The organism is Burkholderia sp. Bp9142 (assembly GCF_003853415.1).
Classification (GTDB): Bacteria; Pseudomonadota; Gammaproteobacteria; order Burkholderiales; family Burkholderiaceae; genus Burkholderia.
In genome coordinates this window covers 66,528-85,589 of record NZ_QTPP01000028.1, presented here as the reverse complement: position 1 = coordinate 85,589, position 19,062 = coordinate 66,528, and the positions used below count along the sequence as shown (strand labels likewise).

The following is a 19,062-nucleotide window of genomic DNA, read 5'->3' as shown; positions in this document are numbered from 1 at the left end:
CATGCCGTCCGCGCGCGCACCGTTTCGACCCGATGCACCGGATACCTCGCCCCGCGCGGGCGAGCCGGGGCGCGACTTCGCGTTCACCGGCGCGGATTTCGCACGCATCCGCGCGCTGATCCATCAACGCGCGGGCATCTCGCTGTCCGAGCACAAGCGCGACATGGCGTACAGCCGGCTGGCACGCCGGCTGCGCGCACGCGGCCTCGACACGTTCCGCGACTACCTCGACCTGCTCGAGCAGGAGGACGATCCGCTCGAGTGGGAGGCGTTCACCAACGCGCTGACGACGAACCTGACCGCGTTCTTCCGCGAGTCGCACCATTTCCCGATCCTCGCCGACTTCGTGAAGGCGCGGCCGGCACCGGTATCGGTGTGGTGCTCGGCGGCGTCGACCGGCGAGGAGCCTTACTCGATCGCGATCACGCTGATCGAGGCGCTCGGCGAATCGGCCGCGCGCGGCGCATCGATCCTCGCGACCGACCTGGACACGCAGGTGCTCGCGAAGGCCGAGGCCGGCATCTATACGTACGACCAGGTCAAGCACCTGAGCCCGGAGCGGCTCAAGCGCTTCTTCCTGAAGGGCACCGGCGCGCAGGCCGGCCGTGTGAAGGTGCGCCCGGAACTGCGCGCGATGATCCGCTTCGAGCAGCTGAACCTGACCGATGCCGACTACGGGATCGCGAAGCCGTTCGACGCGATCTTCTGCCGCAACGTGATGATCTATTTCGACAAGCCGACGCAGGGGCAGGTGCTGTCGCGCTTCGAGCCGCTCGTGAAGCCGGGCGGGCTGCTGTTCGCCGGGCATTCGGAGAATTTCACCTACGTCACGCAGGCGTTCCGGCTGCGCGGGCAGACGGTCTACGAACTGACGCGCGATGCCGCGCCGGGCTCGCGCCCGCGCGGCGCGGCGCCGGCCGCGGCGGTGCCGCCGCGCGCCCACGCGCGTGCCGCGCTCGCATACGGAGAGCGCGGATGAGCGGCCTGCCGATCGCGACCAATCGCTACTTCGACAACCACTTCGAACGCCCCGGCGTGAAGCTGCTGCCGAACGAGTTCTACACGACGTCCGAGGACATGGTGCTGATGACCGTGCTCGGCTCGTGCGTCGCCGCGTGCCTGCACGACCCGTTCGCGGGCATCGGCGGGATGAATCACTTCATGCTGCCCGACGACGGCGCCGATGCCGGCGCGGCCGCGTCGGAGTCGATGCGCTACGGCGCGTACGCGATGGAAGTGCTGATCAACGAACTGATCAAGGCCGGCGGGCGCCGCGAGCGGATCGAGGCGAAGGTGTTCGGCGGCGCGGCCGTGCTGGCCGGGATGACGACGATCAACATCGGCGATCGCAACGCGGATTTCGTGCGCCGCTACCTCGCGCTCGAACGCATCCGCATCACCGCGGAGGATCTGCAGGGCGTGCACCCGCGCAAGGTCGCGTTCATGCCGCGCACCGGCCGCGCGATGGTGAAGAAGCTGCGGCTGCAGGTGCCGGGCGTGACCGAGCGCGAAGCCGCGCTGGCGCGCGAGGCCGAACGCGCGCGGGCCGTCCGGCCGCGCGCGCACGTCGAGCTGTTCGCGGCGAAGCGGCCGGCCGCGCCGCCGCCGCCGGCGCGGCCGCGCATCGAGCTGTTCGGCGCACGCGGCGGCGCAGGCGCGCCGGCGACGAACGCGAAGACCAGCAGCCCGAGCGCCGGCAGCCCGTATGCGGCCAACCTTTCGAGAAAGCAGGAGGCATGACCGCAGTGCAGAAGATCAAAGTGTTGTGCGTCGACGACTCGGCGCTGATCCGCAGCCTGATGACGGAGATCATCAACAGCCAGCCCGACATGACGGTGTGCGCGACCGCGCCCGATCCGCTCGTCGCACGCGATCTCATCAAGCAGCACAACCCGGACGTCCTGACGCTGGACGTCGAAATGCCGCGCATGGACGGGCTCGACTTCCTCGAGAAGCTGATGCGCCTGCGGCCGATGCCGGTCGTGATGGTGTCGTCGCTGACCGAGCGCGGCTCCGAGATCACGCTGCGCGCGCTCGAACTCGGCGCGGTGGATTTCGTCACGAAGCCGCGCGTCGGGATTCGCGACGGCATGCTCGACTATGCGGAAAAGCTCGCGGACAAGATCCGCGCGGCATCGCGCGCGCGCGTGCGCCAGGCGCCGCAGCCGCAGGCCGCCGCGCGCACGGCGAGCGGCCAGCCGGCCGCGCCGCTGGTCAACAACCCGCTCGTCAGTACCGAGAAGCTGATCATCATCGGCGCATCGACGGGCGGCACCGAGGCGATCCGCGAGGTGCTGACGCCGCTGCCGCCGGATGCGCCGGCGGTGCTGATCGCGCAGCACATGCCGCCGGGCTTCACGAAGTCCTTCGCGCAGCGGCTGAACGGCCTGTGCCGGATCGCGGTGAAGGAAGCCGAGCACGGCGAGCGCGTGCTGCCGGGCCATGCGTACATCGCGCCGGGCCATGCGCACCTGCTGCTCGCGCGCAGCGGCGCGAACTACATCGCGCAGCTGTCCGACGAGCCGCCGGTGAACCGTCACCGGCCGTCGGTCGACGTGCTGTTCCGCTCGGCGGCGCAGCACGCGGGCAAGAACGCGATCGGCGTGATCCTCACGGGGATGGGGCGCGACGGCGCGGCCGGCCTGCTGGACATGAAGCGCGCGGGCGCCCACACGTTCGCGCAGGACGAGGCGAGCTGCATCGTGTTCGGGATGCCGCGCGAGGCGATCGCGCTCGGCGGCGCGGACGAGATCGCGCCGCTTTCCGAGATGAGCCGGCGCGTGATGGCGCGACTGGCGACGATGGGTGACCGCGTGCAGCGCGTCTGAATGAAATGTCACGGGGCACGTGCGATGCCGCGCGCCCCGACGGTAACGAATCTGCAAAGGAACGACGATGGACAAGAGCATGAAAATCCTGGTGGTGGACGATTTCCCGACGATGCGTCGGATCGTCCGCAACCTGCTCAAGGAACTGGGCTACACGAACGTCGACGAAGCCGAGGACGGTGCGGCCGGCCTCGCACGGCTGCGCGGCGGCGGTTTCGACTTCGTGATCTCCGACTGGAACATGCCGAACCTCGACGGCCTCGCGATGCTGAAGGAAATCCGCGCGGACGCGACGCTCACGCACCTGCCGGTGCTGATGGTCACGGCCGAGTCGAAGAAGGAGAACATCATCGCGGCCGCGCAGGCGGGCGCGAGCGGCTACGTCGTGAAGCCGTTCACGGCCGCGACGCTGGACGAGAAGCTGAACAAGATCATCGACAAGATGGCCAAGGCCGGGAGCTGACGTGAACGAGCCGATCCATGCGGCGCTTGCCGGCGCGGCGGTCAACGCCGACGGCCACGCGGAAGGCGCCGATTACGCGAGCGACCGGATCCTCGCACGCATCGGCCACGTCACGCGCACGCTGCGCGATTCGATGCGCGAGCTCGGGCTCGACAAGCATGTCGAGCGCGCGGCGGAAGCCGTGCCCGATGCGCGCGACCGGCTGCGCTACGTCGCGACGATGACCGAGCAGGCGGCCGAGCGCGTGCTGAATGCGATCGAGATCGCGAAGCCGGTGCAGGAGCGCGTCCAGAACGAGGCCGAGGCGCTCGACGCGCGCTGGGCGCAGTGGTATGCGGCGCCGATCGAGCACGCGGACGTGCGCGAGCTGATGGACGACACGCGCACGTTCCTGCGCGCGCTGCCCGAAGCCGCGTCCGCGACCAGCGCGCAACTGCTCGAGATCATGCTCGCGCAGGATTTCCAGGACCTGACCGGCCAGGTGATCAAGAAGATCATGGACATGGTCTACCTGATCGAGCAGCAACTGCTCACCGTGCTCGTCGAGAACATCGCGCCCGAGCGGCGCGAGCAGTTCGCGGCGACCGCGGCCGCGCTCGCGGCCGAGCAGATCAGCGCGACCGGCAGCCCCGAGTCGCTGCTGAACGGGCCGCAGATCGCGCCGGAAGGCAAGTCCGACGTCGTGCAGGACCAGGCGCAGGTCGACGACCTGCTCGCGAGCCTCGGCTTCTGACCCCGGCACCTCGCGTCGGCGCCGCTCCGTGTCGCGGAGCGGCCCGGTGCGTAGGGTTTTCGCCGGTTCCCCCGCGCCCGCCGCGAGCGGGCGTCGCCGCACGTCATGCCGCGACGATTTGACACTCCAACACGCTCCGCAGGCATACTACGCATCAGCAGCAACGAAGCGTCATTCTTGAGACTTTGATTCGTCGGCCCGCGGCGCCGCGCCTGATGGCGGCACCCCCGGCAACGAAACCAGTCCCTTTGGGGGGGAACGTGAAGCTGAAACGCTTGGGCTGGGCCGCCGCGCACGCGACGGCCGCGATGGGTGTGCTGTGGAGCGTCCACGCACACGCCGAACTGGGCGGCGCGCCGATGTCGCCGCCGGCGGACGATCGCGCCGCCACCGTGCGTGCGATGCAGCGCGCGATGCGCTCGGCCGACGGCGCGCAGGCGAACGCGGCCGCCTACACCGTCCGCGAGATCACGCTCGGATCGGGCACCGTCATCCACGAATACACGACCGCGGCCGGCACCGTGTTCGGCCTCGCCTGGCGCGGGCCGAGCATGCCGGACCTCGAGTCGCTGCTCGGCAGCTATTTCCCGCAGTACACCGCCGGCGTCCAGGCCGCGCATGCGGCGCGCGGCTGGCGCGCGCCCGTGTCCGTCGATACGAGCGGCCTCGTGATCCGCACGGGCGGCCACATGGGCGCCTTCGCGGGCCAGGCGTGGCTGCCGGCGGCGCTGCCTGCCGGCCTGTCCGGCACCGACATCCAGTGACAGCGGGAGAGCGATCTTGAGAATTCCTCGTACCTTCAAGCGCTGGCTCGGCCTGCTGAGTGTCGCGGCCGCGACGGCCATGCTCGTGACCGCCTGCGGCGGCGGCGATGACAACAACGGCGGCAGCGGCGGCAATGGCGGCGGCTCCAATGTATCGGACGGCAATACCGCGAACACGGCCGTGATCACGGTCGGCACCGGCGTCGCGCACGTGATCAACATCCCGACCGTCAACGTGAAGATCTGCGCGCCGGGCACGTCGAACTGCCAGGTGGTCAACAACGTGCTGGTCGACACCGCGTCGTACGGGTTGCGGCTGGTCAGCAGTGCGCTGTCGTCGGGCGTGTTGAACAACCTGCCGCAGACGACGAGCGGCGGCGCGCCGGTCGCCGAGTGCGGCAAGTTCGTGTCGAGCTTCACATGGGGCTCGGTGCGTACCGTCGACCTGTCGATCGGCACCGAGCAGGCGGGTTCGCTGCCGGTACAGATCATCGGCGATCTCGGCACGACCAACGTGCCGAGTTCATGCTCGAACAACGGCGCCAGGACGTCGGCCAACACGGCAAGCGACCTCGGCGCGAACGGCATCCTCGGCATCGGGCCGGCGCCGCTCGACTGCGGCACGGCCTGCGCGACGTCGACGTCGGCGACGTCCAACAACTACTACGCGTGCCCGAACGGCAACTCGAGCTGCACGGTGACGCTGGTGCCGGTGGCGCAGCAGGTGGCCAACCCGGTCCATCACTTCGCGACCGACAACAACGGCGTGATCGTGCAGATGCCGACCATCTCGAACAGCGGGCAGGGCAGCGCGACGGGCCTGCTGACGTTCGGGATCGGCACGCAGAGCAACAATGCGCTTGGGGCGTCGACGGTGCTGACGTCGACGACGACGGGCGACGTGAACGCGACGTTCCTCGGCGGCAGCGTGACCGCGTTCTTCGATACGGGCTCGAACGCGTACTTCTTCAACGATTCGGCGCAGAAGACCTGCTCGACCAACACGCAGTTCTACTGTCCGTCGTCGACGACCACCTATACGGCGACGCTGACCGGCAAGAACGGTACGACGGGCGGCGTGTCGATGCCCGTCGCGAACGCCGACACGCTGTTCGCGAACGCGTCGACGTTCGCGTTCAACGACATCGCCGGCCCGTTCGGCGCAGACGGCTGGCTCGATCTCGGTCTGCCGCACTTCTACGGCAAGACGATCTACTTCGGGATGGACAAGACGGCGAGCGGCGGCGCGCAGCCTTACGTCGCGTTCTGACCACGCACGAACGGCGGCAGCAAGAAGGGGGCGAGCGATCGCCCCCTTTTTTTTATGCGTCCGGCAGGGCAGCGGGCCGACTACGTACCGGGCGGCCGCGCCGCGCCGGCACAGCGCCTACGATATAAGACCGGCGCCGGTGCCGGCACGACCTCGAGGAGACAGCGCCATGAGCCAGCGAATCCAACGCATCACGCCGTTTCTGTGGTTCGACCAGGACGCCGAGGCGGCCGCCCGCTTCTACGTGTCGGTGTTCGACGACGCGCGCATCCTGCACGTCGCCCGCTACGGCAAGTTCGGCGCGCAGGCGTCCGGGCAGGCCGAGGGCGCGGTGATGACGGTGTCGTTCGAGCTGGACGGGCAGGCGTTTCTCGCGCTGAACGGCGGCCCGGCGTTTCCGCTCACGCCGGCCGTGTCGTTCGTCGTCAACTGCCGCGACCAGCCCGAGATCGACCGCTACTGGGCAGCCCTGGCCGAAGGCGGCGACGAGCGCGCGCAGCAGTGCGGCTGGCTGCGCGACCGCTTTGGCGTGTCCTGGCAGGTGGTGCCCGTGCAGATGCCCGAACTGATGGCGGGCGACCCGGCACGCGCCGAGCGCGTGATGGCGCAGGTGATCAGGATGAAGAAGCTCGATCTGAGCGTGCTGGAGCAGGCGGCGGCCGGCTAGCGCGAACGCCTGCCGCAGGCGCCGTTTCCGACATGTGCACGCGCGCCCGAAGCGATTCCCGACCGGCCGGTAAATCGGCCGGTGAACAATCGATTTGATTATCGGTCGCGATTCGTTTCATGCTGGTGTAATCAAGCCGTGGATTATCTGGCTGTCATTTATGCCAGGGCGTCGAGATTATAAAAATGACGTGACATGCCAATCGGCGAGACGGTGCGCCGCCGCGGCGGCCGCGCCGGCGCTTCCGCCAATGCGGCGCGGTGGCGAGCGCTGCGCGAAAAGAGATGCAATGCGCCGAAATTCAAACTTATAATGCCCGCGTTGTTTCCGGGGTCGCCGAATTAAGACAGGAGGGTAATAAGATGAATTTCACCGAAGCCATTCGTTCCGTATTCAACCAGTATGCGAAATTCGAAGGCCGCGCGCGCCGAGCCGAATACTGGTATTTCGCGCTGCTCACCGGCGTCGTGTCGATCGCGTGCCAGGTGCTCGCCGCCGTCGGCCGCGAAACCGGCGCGATTTCGCTGCTGCTGGCGATCGTCGCACTGGTCGTGTCGCTCGCCCTGGTGCTGCCGAGCCTCGCGGTCACCGTCCGACGACTGCACGACACGGGCCGCTCGGGCTGGTTCCTGCTGATCGCGTTCATTCCGCTCGTCGGCGGGATCCTGCTGCTGGTGTGGATGTGCTCGCGCGGCACCAGCGGACCGAACCGCTACGGCTCGGATCCGATTCCGGCGATCTGAGCGCCGCCCGCCCCGACGCGCGGCCGTCGCGTCGGGGCGGGCCGACGACCGCTTCACGGCTGCATCGATTCCCCGCTTCACCGCCCCATCCACCTCATCCACCTCATCCGCTTCATCCGCTTCACCCGCTTCACCCGCTTCACCGCGCCTGCCCGCGAGCGCGTCGTTCACCGCCTCCCCGCGTGTCGCCCCCAGCCTGCCGCCTCGCGCCGCCCCGGCTTGCCCGATTCCCCGAAATACCCCCCTTTCCCGGCTTTGCTCGACCGATCGGCGTTTGACGTGCGCATGAATAATCGGTGTCACTGGAAAGCGGCATTTCGCCGTACCCGACTGGAGGCCCCGTGGCAGACGAGAGCGATCTCGACAGAACCGAAGCCGCCACTCCCAGGCGCCGCGAGAAGGCGCGCGAGGAGGGGCAGGTCGCGCGTTCGCGCGAGCTGGCTTCGTTCGCGCTGCTCGCGGCCGGTTTCTACGGCGCATGGCTGCTCGCGGGTCCGTCGGGCGCCCATCTCCAGGCCATGCTGCGCGGCGCGTTCGCGTTCGACCGCGCGACCGCGTTCGACACGCACCGGATGCTGTCGGCGGCCGGCAGCGCGAGCGTCGAAGGTCTCGCCGCGCTGCTGCCGATCCTCGCGCTCACCGGCCTCGCCGCGCTGCTCGCGCCGATGGCGCTCGGCGGCTGGCTGATCTCGCAGAAGACCTTCGAGCTGAAGTTCGACCGCCTGAACCCGATTTCGGGCCTCGGCCGGATGTTCTCGATCCAGGGGCCGATCCAGCTCGGGATGTCGCTCGCGAAGACGCTGGTCGTCGGCGGGATCGGCGGGATCGCGATCTGGCGCAGCAAGGACGAACTGCTCGGTCTCGCGACCCAGCCGCTCGGTTCGGCGCTCGCCGATGCGATGCATCTGGTCGCCGTGTGCTGCGGCACGACGGTCGCCGGGATGCTGGTGGTCGCCGCGCTCGATGTGCCTTACCAAATTTGGCAGTACAACAAGAAGTTGCGCATGACGAAGGAAGAAGTGAAGCGCGAGCATCGCGAGAACGAAGGCGATCCGCACGTGAAGGGCCGCATCCGCCAGCAGCAGCGCGCGATCGCGCGGCGCCGGATGATGGCCGCCGTGCCGAAGGCCGACGTGGTCGTCACGAACCCGACGCACTTCGCCGTCGCGCTGCAGTACACGGACGGCGAGATGCGCGCGCCGAAGGTGGTCGCGAAGGGCGTGAACCTCGTCGCCGCGCGCATCCGCGAACTCGCGGCCGAGCACAACGTGCCGCTGCTCGAGGCGCCGCCGCTCGCGCGTGCGCTGTATCACAACGTCGAACTCGAACGCGAGATTCCCGGCTCGCTGTACTCGGCCGTCGCCGAGGTGCTCGCATGGGTCTACCAGCTGCGGCGCTTCCGCTCGGAAGGCGGCGCCTTCCCGGCCGCGCCGGTCGATCTCGACGTGCCGGCCGAACTCGACAAGGGGTCGTCGGTATCGGCCGACGACGAGCGTGAAGAAGCCGAAGACACGCTCGGCAAGCAAGGAAACGCGGCATGAGCACCCCCACCACCGGCCTGTTCGCCAAGCGGGCGAACCCGTTCGCCGGCACCAACCTGCGCGCGCTCGCGGGCCCGATCCTCATCTGCATGATCCTGGGGATGATGATCCTGCCGCTGCCGCCGCTGCTGCTGGATCTGCTGTTCACGTTCAACATCGCGCTGTCGGTGATGGTGCTGCTCGTCAGCATGTACACGATGAAGCCGCTCGACTTCGCGGCGTTCCCGAGCGTGCTGCTGTTCTCGACGCTCCTGCGCCTGTCGCTGAACGTCGCGTCGACGCGCGTCGTGCTGCTCGAGGGCCACACCGGGCCGGACGCCGCCGGCCAGGTGATCGAGGCGTTCGGCCACTTCCTCGTCGGCGGCAACTTCGCGGTCGGCATCATCGTGTTCGTGATCCTCATGATCATCAACTTCATGGTGATCACGAAGGGCGCGGGGCGGATCGCCGAAGTGTCCGCGCGCTTCACGCTCGATGCGATGCCCGGCAAGCAGATGGCGATCGACGCCGACCTGAACGCGGGCCTCATCAACGAGGAGCAGGCACGCAAGCGCCGCCTGGCCGTGTCGCAGGAAGCCGAGTTCTACGGGTCGATGGACGGTGCGTCGAAGTTCGTGCGCGGCGACGCGATCGCGGGCCTGATCATCATGGCGATCAACGTGATCGGCGGGCTGATCGTCGGGATGGTGCAGCACGACATGAGCTTCGCGGCGGCCGGCACCAACTACACGCTGCTGACGATCGGCGACGGCCTCGTCGCGCAGATCCCGTCGCTCGTGATCTCGACGGCGGCCGGCGTGATCGTGTCGCGCGTCGCGACCGACGAGGACATCGGCACGCAGATCACCGGGCAGCTGTTCACGAACCCGCGCGTGCTGACCATCACCGGCGCGATCATCGTGCTGATGGGGCTGATCCCGGGCATGCCGCACTTCGCGTTCCTCGCGCTCGGCGGCGGCGCGATCTGGCTGGCCCGCACGCAGACCCGCCGCGCGGCGGCCCGTGTGGCGGCCGGCGACGTGACCGAGATCGCGCCGCCCGCCGCGCTGCCGGGCGACAGCCACGAGGCGACCTGGGACGACGTGCAGCTGATCGACCCGCTCGGCCTCGAAGTCGGCTACCGGCTGATTCCGCTCGTCGACAAGAACAGCGACGGCGAACTGCTCAAGCGCATCAAGAGCATCCGCAAGAAATTCGCGCAGGAAATCGGCTTCCTGCCGCCGGTGATCCACATCCGCGACAACCTCGAGCTGCGGCCGAACGCGTACCGGATCGCGCTGAAGGGCGTCGAGATCGGCGCGGGCGAAGTGTTCCCGGGCCAGTGGCTCGCGATCAACCCGGGCCAGGTGACGGCCGCGCTGCCGGGCGCCGCGACGCAGGACCCGGCGTTCGGGCTGCCGGCCGTGTGGATCGACGTCGCGATGCGCGAGCAGGCGCAGGTGTACGGCTACACGGTGGTCGACGCGAGCACCGTCGTCGCGACGCACCTGAACCATCTGGTCGTCCAGCACGCGGCCGAACTGCTCGGCCGCCAGGAAGTGCAGGCGCTCGTCGAGCGCACCGGCAAGGATGCGCCGTCGCTCGTCGAGGACCTCGTGCCGAAGACGATCTCGCTCACCACGCTGCAGAAGGTGCTGCAGAACCTGCTCGAGGAAGGCGTGCCGATCCGCGACATGCGCACGATCCTCGAGGCCGTGTCCGAACACGCGGGCCGCGGCGACGCGTATGAAATCACCGCCGCGGTGCGGCTGTCGCTCGGCCGCGCGATCACGCAGCAGTGGTATCCGGGCGCGGGCGAGATGCAGGTGATGGGCCTCGATTCGAATCTCGAGCGCGTGCTGTCGCAGGCGCTCGCCACCGGCGCGAACCCGGGCCTCGAGCCCGGCCTCGCGCACAACCTTCTGACCGGCACGCAACAGGCGATGCTGCGTCAACAGAATCTCGGGCTGCCGCCCGTGCTGCTGGTGCAGCACGCGCTGCGCGCGATGCTCGCGCGCTTCCTGCGCCGCAGCCTGCCGCAACTGAAAGTGCTGTCGTATGCCGAAGTGCCGGACACGCGCACGATCAAAGTCGTTAACGTCATCGGGGGTTCCGCTTGAACATTCGCAAATTCACCGGCGCGACCAGCCGCGACGCGCTTCGCCTCGTGCGAGAGGCACTGGGCGCCGACGCCGTCGTGCTGTCGAACCGCACGCTCGATGACGGCAGCGTCGAAATCGTCGCACTCGCCGACTCGGATCTCGCCGCGGTCACGCCGCCGGCCGCCGCCCGAGCGCGCACCCACGCGTCGCGCGCACCGGAATCCGTGCCGGCCGCGGCCGTCCCGGGCATCGTGTCGCGCCCGGGCGCCGCGCTCGCGCGCCCGGCCGTCAATCCGTATGCGGCAGGCGACGGCGGGCTGCCGGACGTGTTCTCGTCGGTGTTCGGCGCAAGCGCCGAAGCGACGGCACCGGCGGCGGAAGCGGCCGCCTTCGATGCCGACGCGCACGCAACGGACGCGGCATCGCCGTCGCCGGTTGCGCCCGCGCCCGCTGCCGGCGCGCCGGCAGCGTCGTCCGAACCCGCGCCGTGGCTCGTCGAGCACGCGAAGCGCCTGACGCAGCAGCGCGAAGCGCTGATCGCCCGCGCGCAGGCGGCGCAGGCCGCACCGCAAGCGCCGGTGCGCCCGCAGCAGGATGCCGCGTCCGCGACGCCGGCCGGTTGGGCCCGCGACATCGTGCGCGACGCCGAACGCCGGATGTCGCCCACAGCCGCCGCCGCGGTCCGCCAGAGCGAAGCGCGCGCCGAGAAGCCGGCCGAACGCCCGCGACTGTCCGCCGATGCCGCCGCCGCGGTGGCCGACGCGGTGAAGGCGCGCATCGAGAGCATCGTCAACGACACGGTGATGCACGAGCTCGGCGCGATGCGCGGGATGATGGAAGAGCAGTTCGACAGCCTGATGTGGCACGACCGCCAGCGCCGCAGCCCGGTGCACGGCGCGCTGACCAAGCACCTGTTCTCGGCCGGCTTCTCCGCGCAGCTGGTGCGCATGCTGGTCGACAACCTGCCGTCCGGCAACGGCGCGCAGACCTTCGAGCAGGCCGCCGACTGGGCGCAGTCGGTGCTCGCGGCGAACCTGCCGGTGCTCGAGAGCGAGGACGCGCTGATGGAGCGCGGCGGCGTGTTCGCGCTGATGGGGCCGACCGGCGTCGGCAAGACGACCACCACCGCGAAGCTCGCCGCGCGCTGCGTGATGCGCTTCGGCGCGAGCAAGGTCGCGCTGCTGACCACCGACAGCTACCGGATCGGCGGCCACGAGCAGCTGCGCATCTTCGGCAAGATCCTCGGCGTGCCGGTGCACGCGGTGAAGGATGCGGGCGATCTCGAGCTCGCGCTGTCCGAGCTGCGCAACAAGCACATCGTGCTGATCGACACGATCGGCATGAGCCAGCGCGACCGCGCGCTGTCCGACCAGATCGCGATGCTGCACGGCGCGAACGCGCCGGTGCAGCGCCTGTTGCTGCTCAACGCGACGAGCCACGGCGACACGCTCAACGAGGTCGTCCAGGCCTACCGCAGCGCGGCCGAGTTCCCCGATCTCGCCGGCTGCATCCTGACCAAGCTCGACGAGGCGACTCACCTCGGCGGCGTGCTCGACACGGTGATCCGCTACAAGCTGCCGGTCCACTACGTGTCGACCGGCCAGAAGGTGCCGGAGAACCTGTACGTCGCGTCGACCAGATTCCTGCTGAAAAGCGCGTTTTGCGTGCCGCGCGACGGCTCGCCCTTCGTGCCCCAGGACGAAGACATGCCGACGCTGCTGTCCGCCCTGACCGCACGTTCCACCGCCGAGCTGCACGAGGTGCGATTTGGATAAACGGATCATCGACCAGGCCGAAGGGCTGCGGCGCCTGCTGGCCGGACGCGCGTCGCGCATCGTCGCGGTGACGGGCGGGCCGGCGGGCGTCGGCTGCACGTCCACCGTCGTGAACGTCGCGGCCGCGCTGACCGCGCTCGGCAAGGACGTGCTCGTCGTCGACGAGCGCGCCGACGTGCATTGCGCCGCGGCGACGCTTGCGGGCGCATGGCTGCGCGACGGCGAACGCACGCGCGTCGCCGCCGGGTTCGGCCTGTGCGCGGCCGCGCGGCTCGCGCGCGACGGCTACAGCGACACGCAGCTGAGCGACTTCATCGACGGCCAGGCCGACATCGTGCTGGTCGACGCGCAGCTCGGCGCCGACGGCGCGTTCTCCGCGCTTGCGCGCGAGGCGCACGACGTGCTGATCGTCACGCGGGTTGCCGCGCAGGCGATCACCGAGGCGTATGCGTGCATGAAGCGCCTGCATTTCGCGCACGCGGTCGCGCAGTTCCGCGTGCTGACCAATCACGTCGGCAGCCACGCCGACGCCAGGACTGCATTCGACAACCTCGCGGGCGTCGCGAGCCGCTACCTGACGGTGTCGATCGCCGACGCCGGCTGCGTGAGCGCCGATCCGCTCGTCGAGCATGCGCGCGAGCTGGTGCATACCACGGTCGACGCGTTCCCGTCGTCGGCCGCCGCGCGCGATTACCGGCAGATTGCCGCCGACCTGCTGTACTGGCCGATGCGCCCGGGTTCGGGCGCGGGCCGCGCCGTGCATGCGGGCGGCAAGCCGTCGTACGAGGCGGGTGCGGCCCACGCCGCGTGAGCGGAAGGAGAGAGCCATGATGTACAACGCTCAAGGAAAGATGACCCAGGCCGACGTGCTCGCGCAATACGCGCCGCTCGTGCGGCGCCTGGGGCTGCAGCTCGTCGCGAAGATGCCGGCGAGCGTCGACCTCGACGACCTGATCCAGGCCGGCATGATCGGCCTGATGGACGCGGCCGGCCGCTACAAGGAGGACCAGGGCGCGCAGTTCGAGACCTATGCGACCCAGCGCATCCGCGGCGCGATGCTCGACGAACTGCGCAGCAACGACTGGCTGCCGCGCAGCCTGCGCAAGACGTCGCGCGAGGTCGAGTACGCGGTGCACCAGGTCGAGCAGCAGCTCGGCCGCTCGGCGAGCGAGATCGAGATCGCGCAGCACCTGAAGATGCCGCTCGACGAATACCAGGGGATGCTGCAGGACCTGCACGGCAGCCAGCTGATTTACTACGAGGATTTCGACCGCGCGGCCGACGACGAGCCGTTCCTCGACCGCTATCGCGTCGATCACGCCGATCCGCTGTCGACGTTGCTCGACGACCACCTGCGCGAGGCGCTCGTCGACGCGATCGACCGGCTGCCCGAGCGCGAGAAGCTGCTGATGTCGCTGTACTACGAGCGCGGGCTGAACCTGCGCGAGATCGGCGCGGTGCTCGAGGTCAGCGAATCGCGCGTGTGCCAGCTGCACAGCCAGGCCGTCGCCCGCCTGCGCGCGCGGCTGCGCGAACAGGCGTGGGTCGGCGCGGAGAACTGACCCTTTCATTGCGCCCACGCGTGCCGACACCGCGCGCGGCGCGCATTTCCCGCGCCGATTTGCTACAATCCCTCCCGTTTTCCGAGGAGCGTTGCGACGGACCTTCTGCGTCCGCCAGGCTCGGAAAGCTTCACCAAGCAGCCGTGCGGCGAGATTCGCGCCGGCCCCGCTTCCTGAACGGCGCTCACGTCACCAATTTCTAGAACTTTTTTAGAAAGGAGGGCGTGATGAACGCCATTATCAATTCGCAAGCTTCCAAGGATTACGTCGTCGCCGACATGGCGCTTGCCGGCTGGGGCCGCAAGGAACTGAACATCGCCGAGACCGAAATGCCGGGCCTCGTGCAGATCCGCGACGAATACAAGGCGCAGCAGCCGCTGAAGGGCGCGCGCATCGCAGGCTCGCTGCACATGACGATCCAGACCGGCGTGCTGATCGAGACGCTGAAGGCGCTCGGCGCCGATGTCCGCTGGGCGTCGTGCAACATCTTCTCGACGCAGGACCACGCCGCTGCCGCGATCGTCGAAGCCGGCACGCCGGTGTTCGCGTTCAAGGGCGAGTCGCTCGACGAATACTGGGAGTTCTCGCACCGCATCTTCGAATGGCCGAACGGCGAATTCGCGAACATGATCCTGGACGACGGCGGCGACGCAACGCTGCTGCTGATCCTCGGCTCGAAGGCCGAGAAGGACCGTTCGGTGATCGCGAAGCCGACCAACGAGGAAGAAGTCGCGCTGTACAAGTCGATCGCGACGCACCTCGACGCCGACCCGACCTGGTACTCGACGCGCCTCGCGCACATCAAGGGCGTGACCGAAGAGACCACGACCGGCGTGCACCGCCTGTACCAGATGGAAAAGGACGGCCGCCTGCCGTTCCCGGCATTCAACGTGAACGACTCGGTCACGAAGTCGAAGTTCGACAACCTGTACGGCTGCCGCGAGTCGCTCGTCGACGGCATCAAGCGCGCGACCGACGTGATGATCGCGGGCAAGGTCGCGGTCGTCGCGGGCTACGGCGACGTGGGCAAGGGCTGCGCGCAGTCGCTGCGCGGCCTGGGCGCGACCGTGTGGGTCACCGAAATCGATCCGATCTGCGCGCTGCAGGCGGCGATGGAAGGCTACCGCGTCGTGACGATGGAATACGCGGCCGACAAGGCCGACATCTTCGTGACGGCGACCGGCAACTACCACGTGATCAACCACGATCACATGAAGGCGATGCGCCACAACGCGATCGTCTGCAACATCGGTCACTTCGACTCGGAAATCGACGTCGCGTCGACCCGCCAGTACGAGTGGGAAAACATCAAGCCGCAGGTCGACCACATCATCTTCCCGGACGGCAAGCGCGTGATCCTGCTGGCCGAAGGCCGCCTCGTGAACCTCGGCTGCGCGACCGGCCACCCGTCGTTCGTGATGTCGAACTCGTTCGCGAACCAGACGCTTGCGCAGATCGAGCTGTTCGTGCGCGGCGGCGAGTACGAGAACAAGGTGTACGTGCTGCCGAAGCATCTCGACGAAAAGGTCGCGCGCCTGCACCTCGCGCGCATCGGCGCGAACCTGTCCGTGCTGTCGGACGAGCAGGCTTCGTACATCGGCGTGCAGAAGGACGGCCCGTTCAAGCCGAACCACTACCGCTACTGATGCGCCGAGGCCGCCGTGCCGCGTGCGCCCCGCAACGGGCGCGCGCGGGTCGGCGGCACGGTGCCGGATCGCCGTCCGTCGCGTCGTGCCCGCGGGCATGCGTGGCGGACGGCGGCGGTAACCGAGCATTGACCGACCAGATCGACAACCGAACCGGAGCCCTCCATGAGCGTCATCCTCACCTGGGTCATCAACGCCCTCGCGCTGCTGATCATCACGTACCTCGTGCCGTCGATCCACATCAAGAGCTTCGGCACCGCGCTGATCATCGCGGTCGTGCTCGGCCTGATCAACACAGTGATCCGTCCGGTGCTGATCCTGCTGACGCTGCCCGTCACGATCGTCACGCTCGGGGTGTTCATCCTCGTCGTGAACGCGCTGTGCTTCTGGTTCGCGTCGTCGCTGCTGAAGGGGTTCGAGGTGTCGGGGTTCTGGTCCGCGTTCTTCGGTTCGATCCTGTACAGCATCGTGTCGTGGCTGCTGTCCGCGCTGATCTTCGGGCAGCGCGACATCGGCTGACGGCCGGGCCCACTCTTGCGAATCATGAAACCGATCGAACTTTCGTTTGAATTCTTCCCGCCGAAGACGGCGGACGGCGTCGAGAAGCTGCGCGCGACGCGTGCGCAGCTGCTGCCGCTGAAGCCGAAATTCGTCTCCGTGACGTTCGGCGCCGGCGGCTCGACCCAGCAGGGCACGCTCGATACCGTGCTCGACATGCAGAAGGACGGCCTCGAAGCCGCGCCGCACCTGTCGTGCATCGGCTCGTCGCGCGACAGCCTGCGCGCGATCCTCGACCAGTACCGCTCGTACGGCATCCGGCATATCGTCGCGCTGCGCGGCGACCTGCCGTCGGGGATGGGCGCGGTCGGCGAGCTGCGCTATGCGTCCGAGCTGGTCAGCTTCATCCGCGCCGAGCATGGCGACTGGTTCCACATCGAAGTCGCCGGCTATCCGGAGTACCACCCGCAATCGCGCTCGCCGAAGGCCGATCTCGAGAACTTCGCGCGCAAGGTGAAGGCCGGCGCGAATTCCGCGATCACGCAGTACTTCTTCAACGCGGACGCGTACTTCCGCTTCGTCGACGATGCGCGCAAGCTGGGTGTGGACGTGCCGATCGTGCCGGGCATCATGCCGATCACGAACTTCTCGCAGCTGATGCGCTTCTCGGAAATGTGCGGCGCGGAAGTGCCGCGTTGGGTCGCGCGCCGGCTCGAGAGCTTCGGCGACGATCGCGACGCGATCCGTGCGTTCGGCGCGGACGTCGTCACGGGCCTGTGCCAGCGCCTGATCGATGCGGGCGTGCCGGGGCTGCACTTCTATACGCTGAACGCGGCGTCCGCGACGCGGACCATCTGCGAACGGCTCACCATGTAAGCGTCATCACGCGGTCGCATGCGCAAAGGCCCCGCCGGCAAAACCGGCGGGGCTTTTTTTGCTGTCGATCGAAGCGCTTGCGTCAGCGCTGCGCCTGCATCAGCGGCGGACGCCGGTCGAACCACGGCCGTGCCCGTTCGAGCTGGCGTGCGAGTTTCAGCAGCAGCGCCTCGTCGGCGTGGCGTGCGACGAACTGCACGCCGATCGGCAGCCCGCGCGGGTTCCAGTAGAGCGGCACCGACATCGCCGGCTGCCCCGTCAGGTTGAACAGCTCGGTGCAGCCGGCCCAGGCGAACGCCTTCTCCGACGCCTTCGCGAGCATTTCCCGCAGCAGCGGCTTCACCGGCAGCGCGCCGAGCAGCTTCATCTGCGCGGCTTCGAGCGGCGTCGGCTGCAGCTCCCCGATCCTGACCGGCGGCCCTGCGAGCGTCGCGCACAGGATCGCGTCGTAGCGCGACACGAGGCCCGCGACCTGCACGGTGAGCTGGCGCTGCCATTCGAGCACGTCCGGCAGGCGCGCGCGGGCGACGCGCCGGCCGACCACGGCCATCGCCCACGTCGCCGGTTCGAACTCGGCGCGCTTCGGCGTGCGCCCGGTCAGCGCGCGGGCGCCGAGCACCATCTCCTCGGCGATCGTCGCCCACAGCGTGAGAAAGGTTTCGGCCGCGCGCCCATAGTCGATGTGCAGCGTCGCCGGTTCCACGTGATGGCCGAGCGATTCGACGAGCGCGGCTGCATCGTCGAGCGCCGCGCGCGTGTCGTCGGCGAGGGCCGGCGCGAGCATCGGGTCGACGACGAGGCCGATCCGCAGCGGGCCGGGCGGCGTGTCGAGCTCGCCGAGAAAGGTGCCGGGCGCGCCGGGCGGCAGCGTCTGGCCGGTCGTCACGTCGAGCAGCAGCGCGCTGTCGCGCACGCTGCGCGACACCGCGTGCTGGACCACCAGCTCGCCGTTCGACGGCAGGTCGACCAGCATCGGGTTGCGGCTCGGCTTCAGGCCGAACAGCCCGCAGCACGACGCCGGGATCCGGATCGAGCCGCCGCCGTCGGACGCATGCGCGAGCGGCACGATGCCGGCCGCGACGGCCGCGGCCGCGCCGCCGCTCGAGCCGCCGGGCGTGTGATCGAGGTTCCACGGATTGCGGCACGCGCCGAACAGCTCGGGTTCGGTGTACGGCATCTGGCCGATTTCCGACGTGTTGGTCTTGCCGAACACGTTGAGCCCCGCCGCGCGGCTGCGCGCGATCAGCGGCGAATCGTCGGCGGGGACGAAGTAGCGATAGTGGCGGCTGCCCATCGACAGCGGCAGCCCGGCCACCGCCGCGCCGAGATCCTTGACCAGATACGGGACACCGGCGAACGGCGCGCCGGTGCTGGTGTCGCCGGCCGACGCCGCGCGTTTGCGCGCGGCGTCGTAGTCCTGCAGCACGATCGCGTTGACCGCGCCGTTGACCGCTTCGGCCTGGCCGATCGCGGCGTCGAGCAGCTCGCGCGGGCTCGCCTTGCGCTCGCGCACGAGTGCGGCGAGGCCGATCGCGTCATGCGCGAGATAGTCCGAGTGCATCGCTGTCACCCCCGTTGTGACCTGTGGCGATGAAAGGAGGATAACGCGGGCCCG

At 69.0% G+C, this 19,062-nt stretch carries 18 protein-coding genes and 1 riboswitch; of the genes, 17 read left to right on the top strand and 1 reads right to left on the bottom strand.

The annotated features are described in order from the left end of the window. Position 1: 1 nt before the first annotated feature. The 17 genes from DIE22_RS26515 to metF all read left to right on the top strand — a co-directional run bounded on the left by DIE22_RS26515 (position 2) and on the right by metF (position 17,447). Complete coding sequence (locus DIE22_RS26515; protein WP_124500313.1) at positions 2–979, top strand: CheR family methyltransferase; 978 nt, start codon at positions 2–4, stop codon at positions 977–979. Continuing rightward, positions 976–1,740, top strand: a complete 765-nt coding sequence (cheD, locus tag DIE22_RS26510; protein ID WP_124606459.1) for a chemoreceptor glutamine deamidase CheD — start codon at positions 976–978, stop codon at positions 1,738–1,740. Before DIE22_RS26515 ends, cheD begins: the two co-directional genes overlap by 4 nt. Continuing rightward, the gene (locus DIE22_RS26505) at positions 1,737–2,828 is read left to right on the top strand and encodes a chemotaxis response regulator protein-glutamate methylesterase (RefSeq protein WP_124500315.1); all 1,092 of its coding nucleotides are present in this window, start codon (positions 1,737–1,739) and stop codon (positions 2,826–2,828) included. Before cheD ends, DIE22_RS26505 begins: the two co-directional genes overlap by 4 nt. Positions 2,829–2,895: 67 nt before the next feature. Beyond that, positions 2,896–3,291, top strand: coding sequence for a chemotaxis response regulator CheY (gene cheY / locus DIE22_RS26500; RefSeq protein ID WP_006754880.1), 396 nt, complete (start codon positions 2,896–2,898; stop codon positions 3,289–3,291). A gap of 1 nt (position 3,292) precedes the next feature. Further along, entirely contained in the window at positions 3,293–4,024 is a 732-nt protein-coding gene (cheZ, locus tag DIE22_RS26495; RefSeq protein WP_124500316.1) for a protein phosphatase CheZ, read from the top strand. A gap of 260 nt (positions 4,025–4,284) precedes the next feature. Beyond that, a complete protein-coding gene (locus DIE22_RS26490) occupies positions 4,285–4,788 on the top strand; it encodes a DUF2844 domain-containing protein (RefSeq protein WP_124500317.1) in 504 nt (167 codons plus the stop codon). A gap of 16 nt (positions 4,789–4,804) precedes the next feature. After that, positions 4,805–6,058: a DUF3443 domain-containing protein gene (locus DIE22_RS26485; RefSeq protein WP_124606458.1), complete on the top strand. Its 1,254-nt coding sequence runs from the start codon at positions 4,805–4,807 to the stop codon at positions 6,056–6,058. A 169-nt stretch (positions 6,059–6,227) separates the two neighbouring features. Continuing rightward, positions 6,228–6,725 carry a VOC family protein gene (locus DIE22_RS26480; RefSeq protein ID WP_124606457.1) on the top strand — a complete coding sequence of 166 codons (498 nt, stop codon included), beginning with the start codon at positions 6,228–6,230 and terminating at the stop codon, positions 6,723–6,725. Positions 6,726–7,087: 362 nt separating this feature from the next. Beyond that, positions 7,088–7,468: a DUF805 domain-containing protein gene (locus DIE22_RS26475; protein WP_124500320.1), complete on the top strand. Its 381-nt coding sequence runs from the start codon at positions 7,088–7,090 to the stop codon at positions 7,466–7,468. 341 nt (positions 7,469–7,809) lie between these two features. Continuing rightward, positions 7,810–9,009: a flagellar biosynthesis protein FlhB gene (gene flhB, locus DIE22_RS26470; protein WP_124500321.1), complete on the top strand. Its 1,200-nt coding sequence runs from the start codon at positions 7,810–7,812 to the stop codon at positions 9,007–9,009. Beyond that, entirely contained in the window at positions 9,006–11,108 is a 2,103-nt protein-coding gene (gene flhA / locus DIE22_RS26465) for a flagellar biosynthesis protein FlhA (protein ID WP_124500322.1), read from the top strand. The genes flhB and flhA overlap by 4 nt, the downstream gene beginning before the upstream one ends. Continuing rightward, entirely contained in the window at positions 11,105–12,865 is a 1,761-nt protein-coding gene (gene flhF / locus DIE22_RS26460; protein ID WP_124606456.1) for a flagellar biosynthesis protein FlhF, read from the top strand. Before flhA ends, flhF begins: the two co-directional genes overlap by 4 nt. Further along, the gene (locus tag DIE22_RS26455) at positions 12,858–13,676 is read left to right on the top strand and encodes a MinD/ParA family protein (protein WP_124606455.1); all 819 of its coding nucleotides are present in this window, start codon (positions 12,858–12,860) and stop codon (positions 13,674–13,676) included. The genes flhF and DIE22_RS26455 overlap by 8 nt, the downstream gene beginning before the upstream one ends. A 16-nt stretch (positions 13,677–13,692) precedes the next feature. After that, a complete protein-coding gene (locus tag DIE22_RS26450) occupies positions 13,693–14,427 on the top strand; it encodes an RNA polymerase sigma factor FliA (RefSeq protein ID WP_124500325.1) in 735 nt (244 codons plus the stop codon). A gap of 77 nt (positions 14,428–14,504) precedes the next feature. Further along, positions 14,505–14,620, top strand: a riboswitch (S-adenosyl-L-homocysteine riboswitch). Positions 14,621–14,654: 34 nt separating this feature from the next. After that, positions 14,655–16,073: an adenosylhomocysteinase gene (gene ahcY / locus DIE22_RS26445; protein ID WP_124606454.1), complete on the top strand. Its 1,419-nt coding sequence runs from the start codon at positions 14,655–14,657 to the stop codon at positions 16,071–16,073. 165 nt (positions 16,074–16,238) lie between these two features. Beyond that, positions 16,239–16,592 (top strand): phage holin family protein, encoded by a 354-nt coding sequence (locus tag DIE22_RS26440; protein WP_006477367.1) that lies wholly within the window; start codon positions 16,239–16,241, stop codon positions 16,590–16,592. Positions 16,593–16,616: 24 nt separating this feature from the next. Beyond that, positions 16,617–17,447, top strand: coding sequence for a methylenetetrahydrofolate reductase [NAD(P)H] (gene metF / locus DIE22_RS26435; protein WP_124500327.1), 831 nt, complete (start codon positions 16,617–16,619; stop codon positions 17,445–17,447). A gap of 82 nt (positions 17,448–17,529) precedes the next feature. Here metF and DIE22_RS26430 read toward each other — a convergent pair whose 3' ends face one another. Next, positions 17,530–19,008: an amidase gene (locus DIE22_RS26430; RefSeq protein ID WP_124500328.1), complete on the bottom strand. Its 1,479-nt coding sequence runs from the start codon at positions 19,006–19,008 to the stop codon at positions 17,530–17,532. Between the last annotated feature and the right edge of the window lie 54 nt (positions 19,009–19,062).

Coding starts and splice junctions, on each gene's coding strand:
- flhA (WP_124500322.1), top strand. CDS start 9,006: ATGAGCACCCCCACCACCGGCCTGTTCGCCAAGCGGGCGAACCCGTTC.
- cheY (WP_006754880.1), top strand. CDS start 2,896: ATGGACAAGAGCATGAAAATCCTGGTGGTGGACGATTTCCCGACGATG.
- DIE22_RS26440 (WP_006477367.1), top strand. CDS start 16,239: ATGAGCGTCATCCTCACCTGGGTCATCAACGCCCTCGCGCTGCTGATC.
- metF (WP_124500327.1), top strand. CDS start 16,617: ATGAAACCGATCGAACTTTCGTTTGAATTCTTCCCGCCGAAGACGGCG.
- DIE22_RS26475 (WP_124500320.1), top strand. CDS start 7,088: ATGAATTTCACCGAAGCCATTCGTTCCGTATTCAACCAGTATGCGAAA.
- cheD (WP_124606459.1), top strand. CDS start 976: ATGAGCGGCCTGCCGATCGCGACCAATCGCTACTTCGACAACCACTTC.
- DIE22_RS26515 (WP_124500313.1), top strand. CDS start 2: ATGCCGTCCGCGCGCGCACCGTTTCGACCCGATGCACCGGATACCTCG.
- DIE22_RS26450 (WP_124500325.1), top strand. CDS start 13,693: ATGATGTACAACGCTCAAGGAAAGATGACCCAGGCCGACGTGCTCGCG.
- ahcY (WP_124606454.1), top strand. CDS start 14,655: ATGAACGCCATTATCAATTCGCAAGCTTCCAAGGATTACGTCGTCGCC.
- DIE22_RS26505 (WP_124500315.1), top strand. CDS start 1,737: ATGACCGCAGTGCAGAAGATCAAAGTGTTGTGCGTCGACGACTCGGCG.
- DIE22_RS26480 (WP_124606457.1), top strand. CDS start 6,228: ATGAGCCAGCGAATCCAACGCATCACGCCGTTTCTGTGGTTCGACCAG.
- DIE22_RS26430 (WP_124500328.1), bottom strand. CDS start 19,008: ATGCACTCGGACTATCTCGCGCATGACGCGATCGGCCTCGCCGCACTC.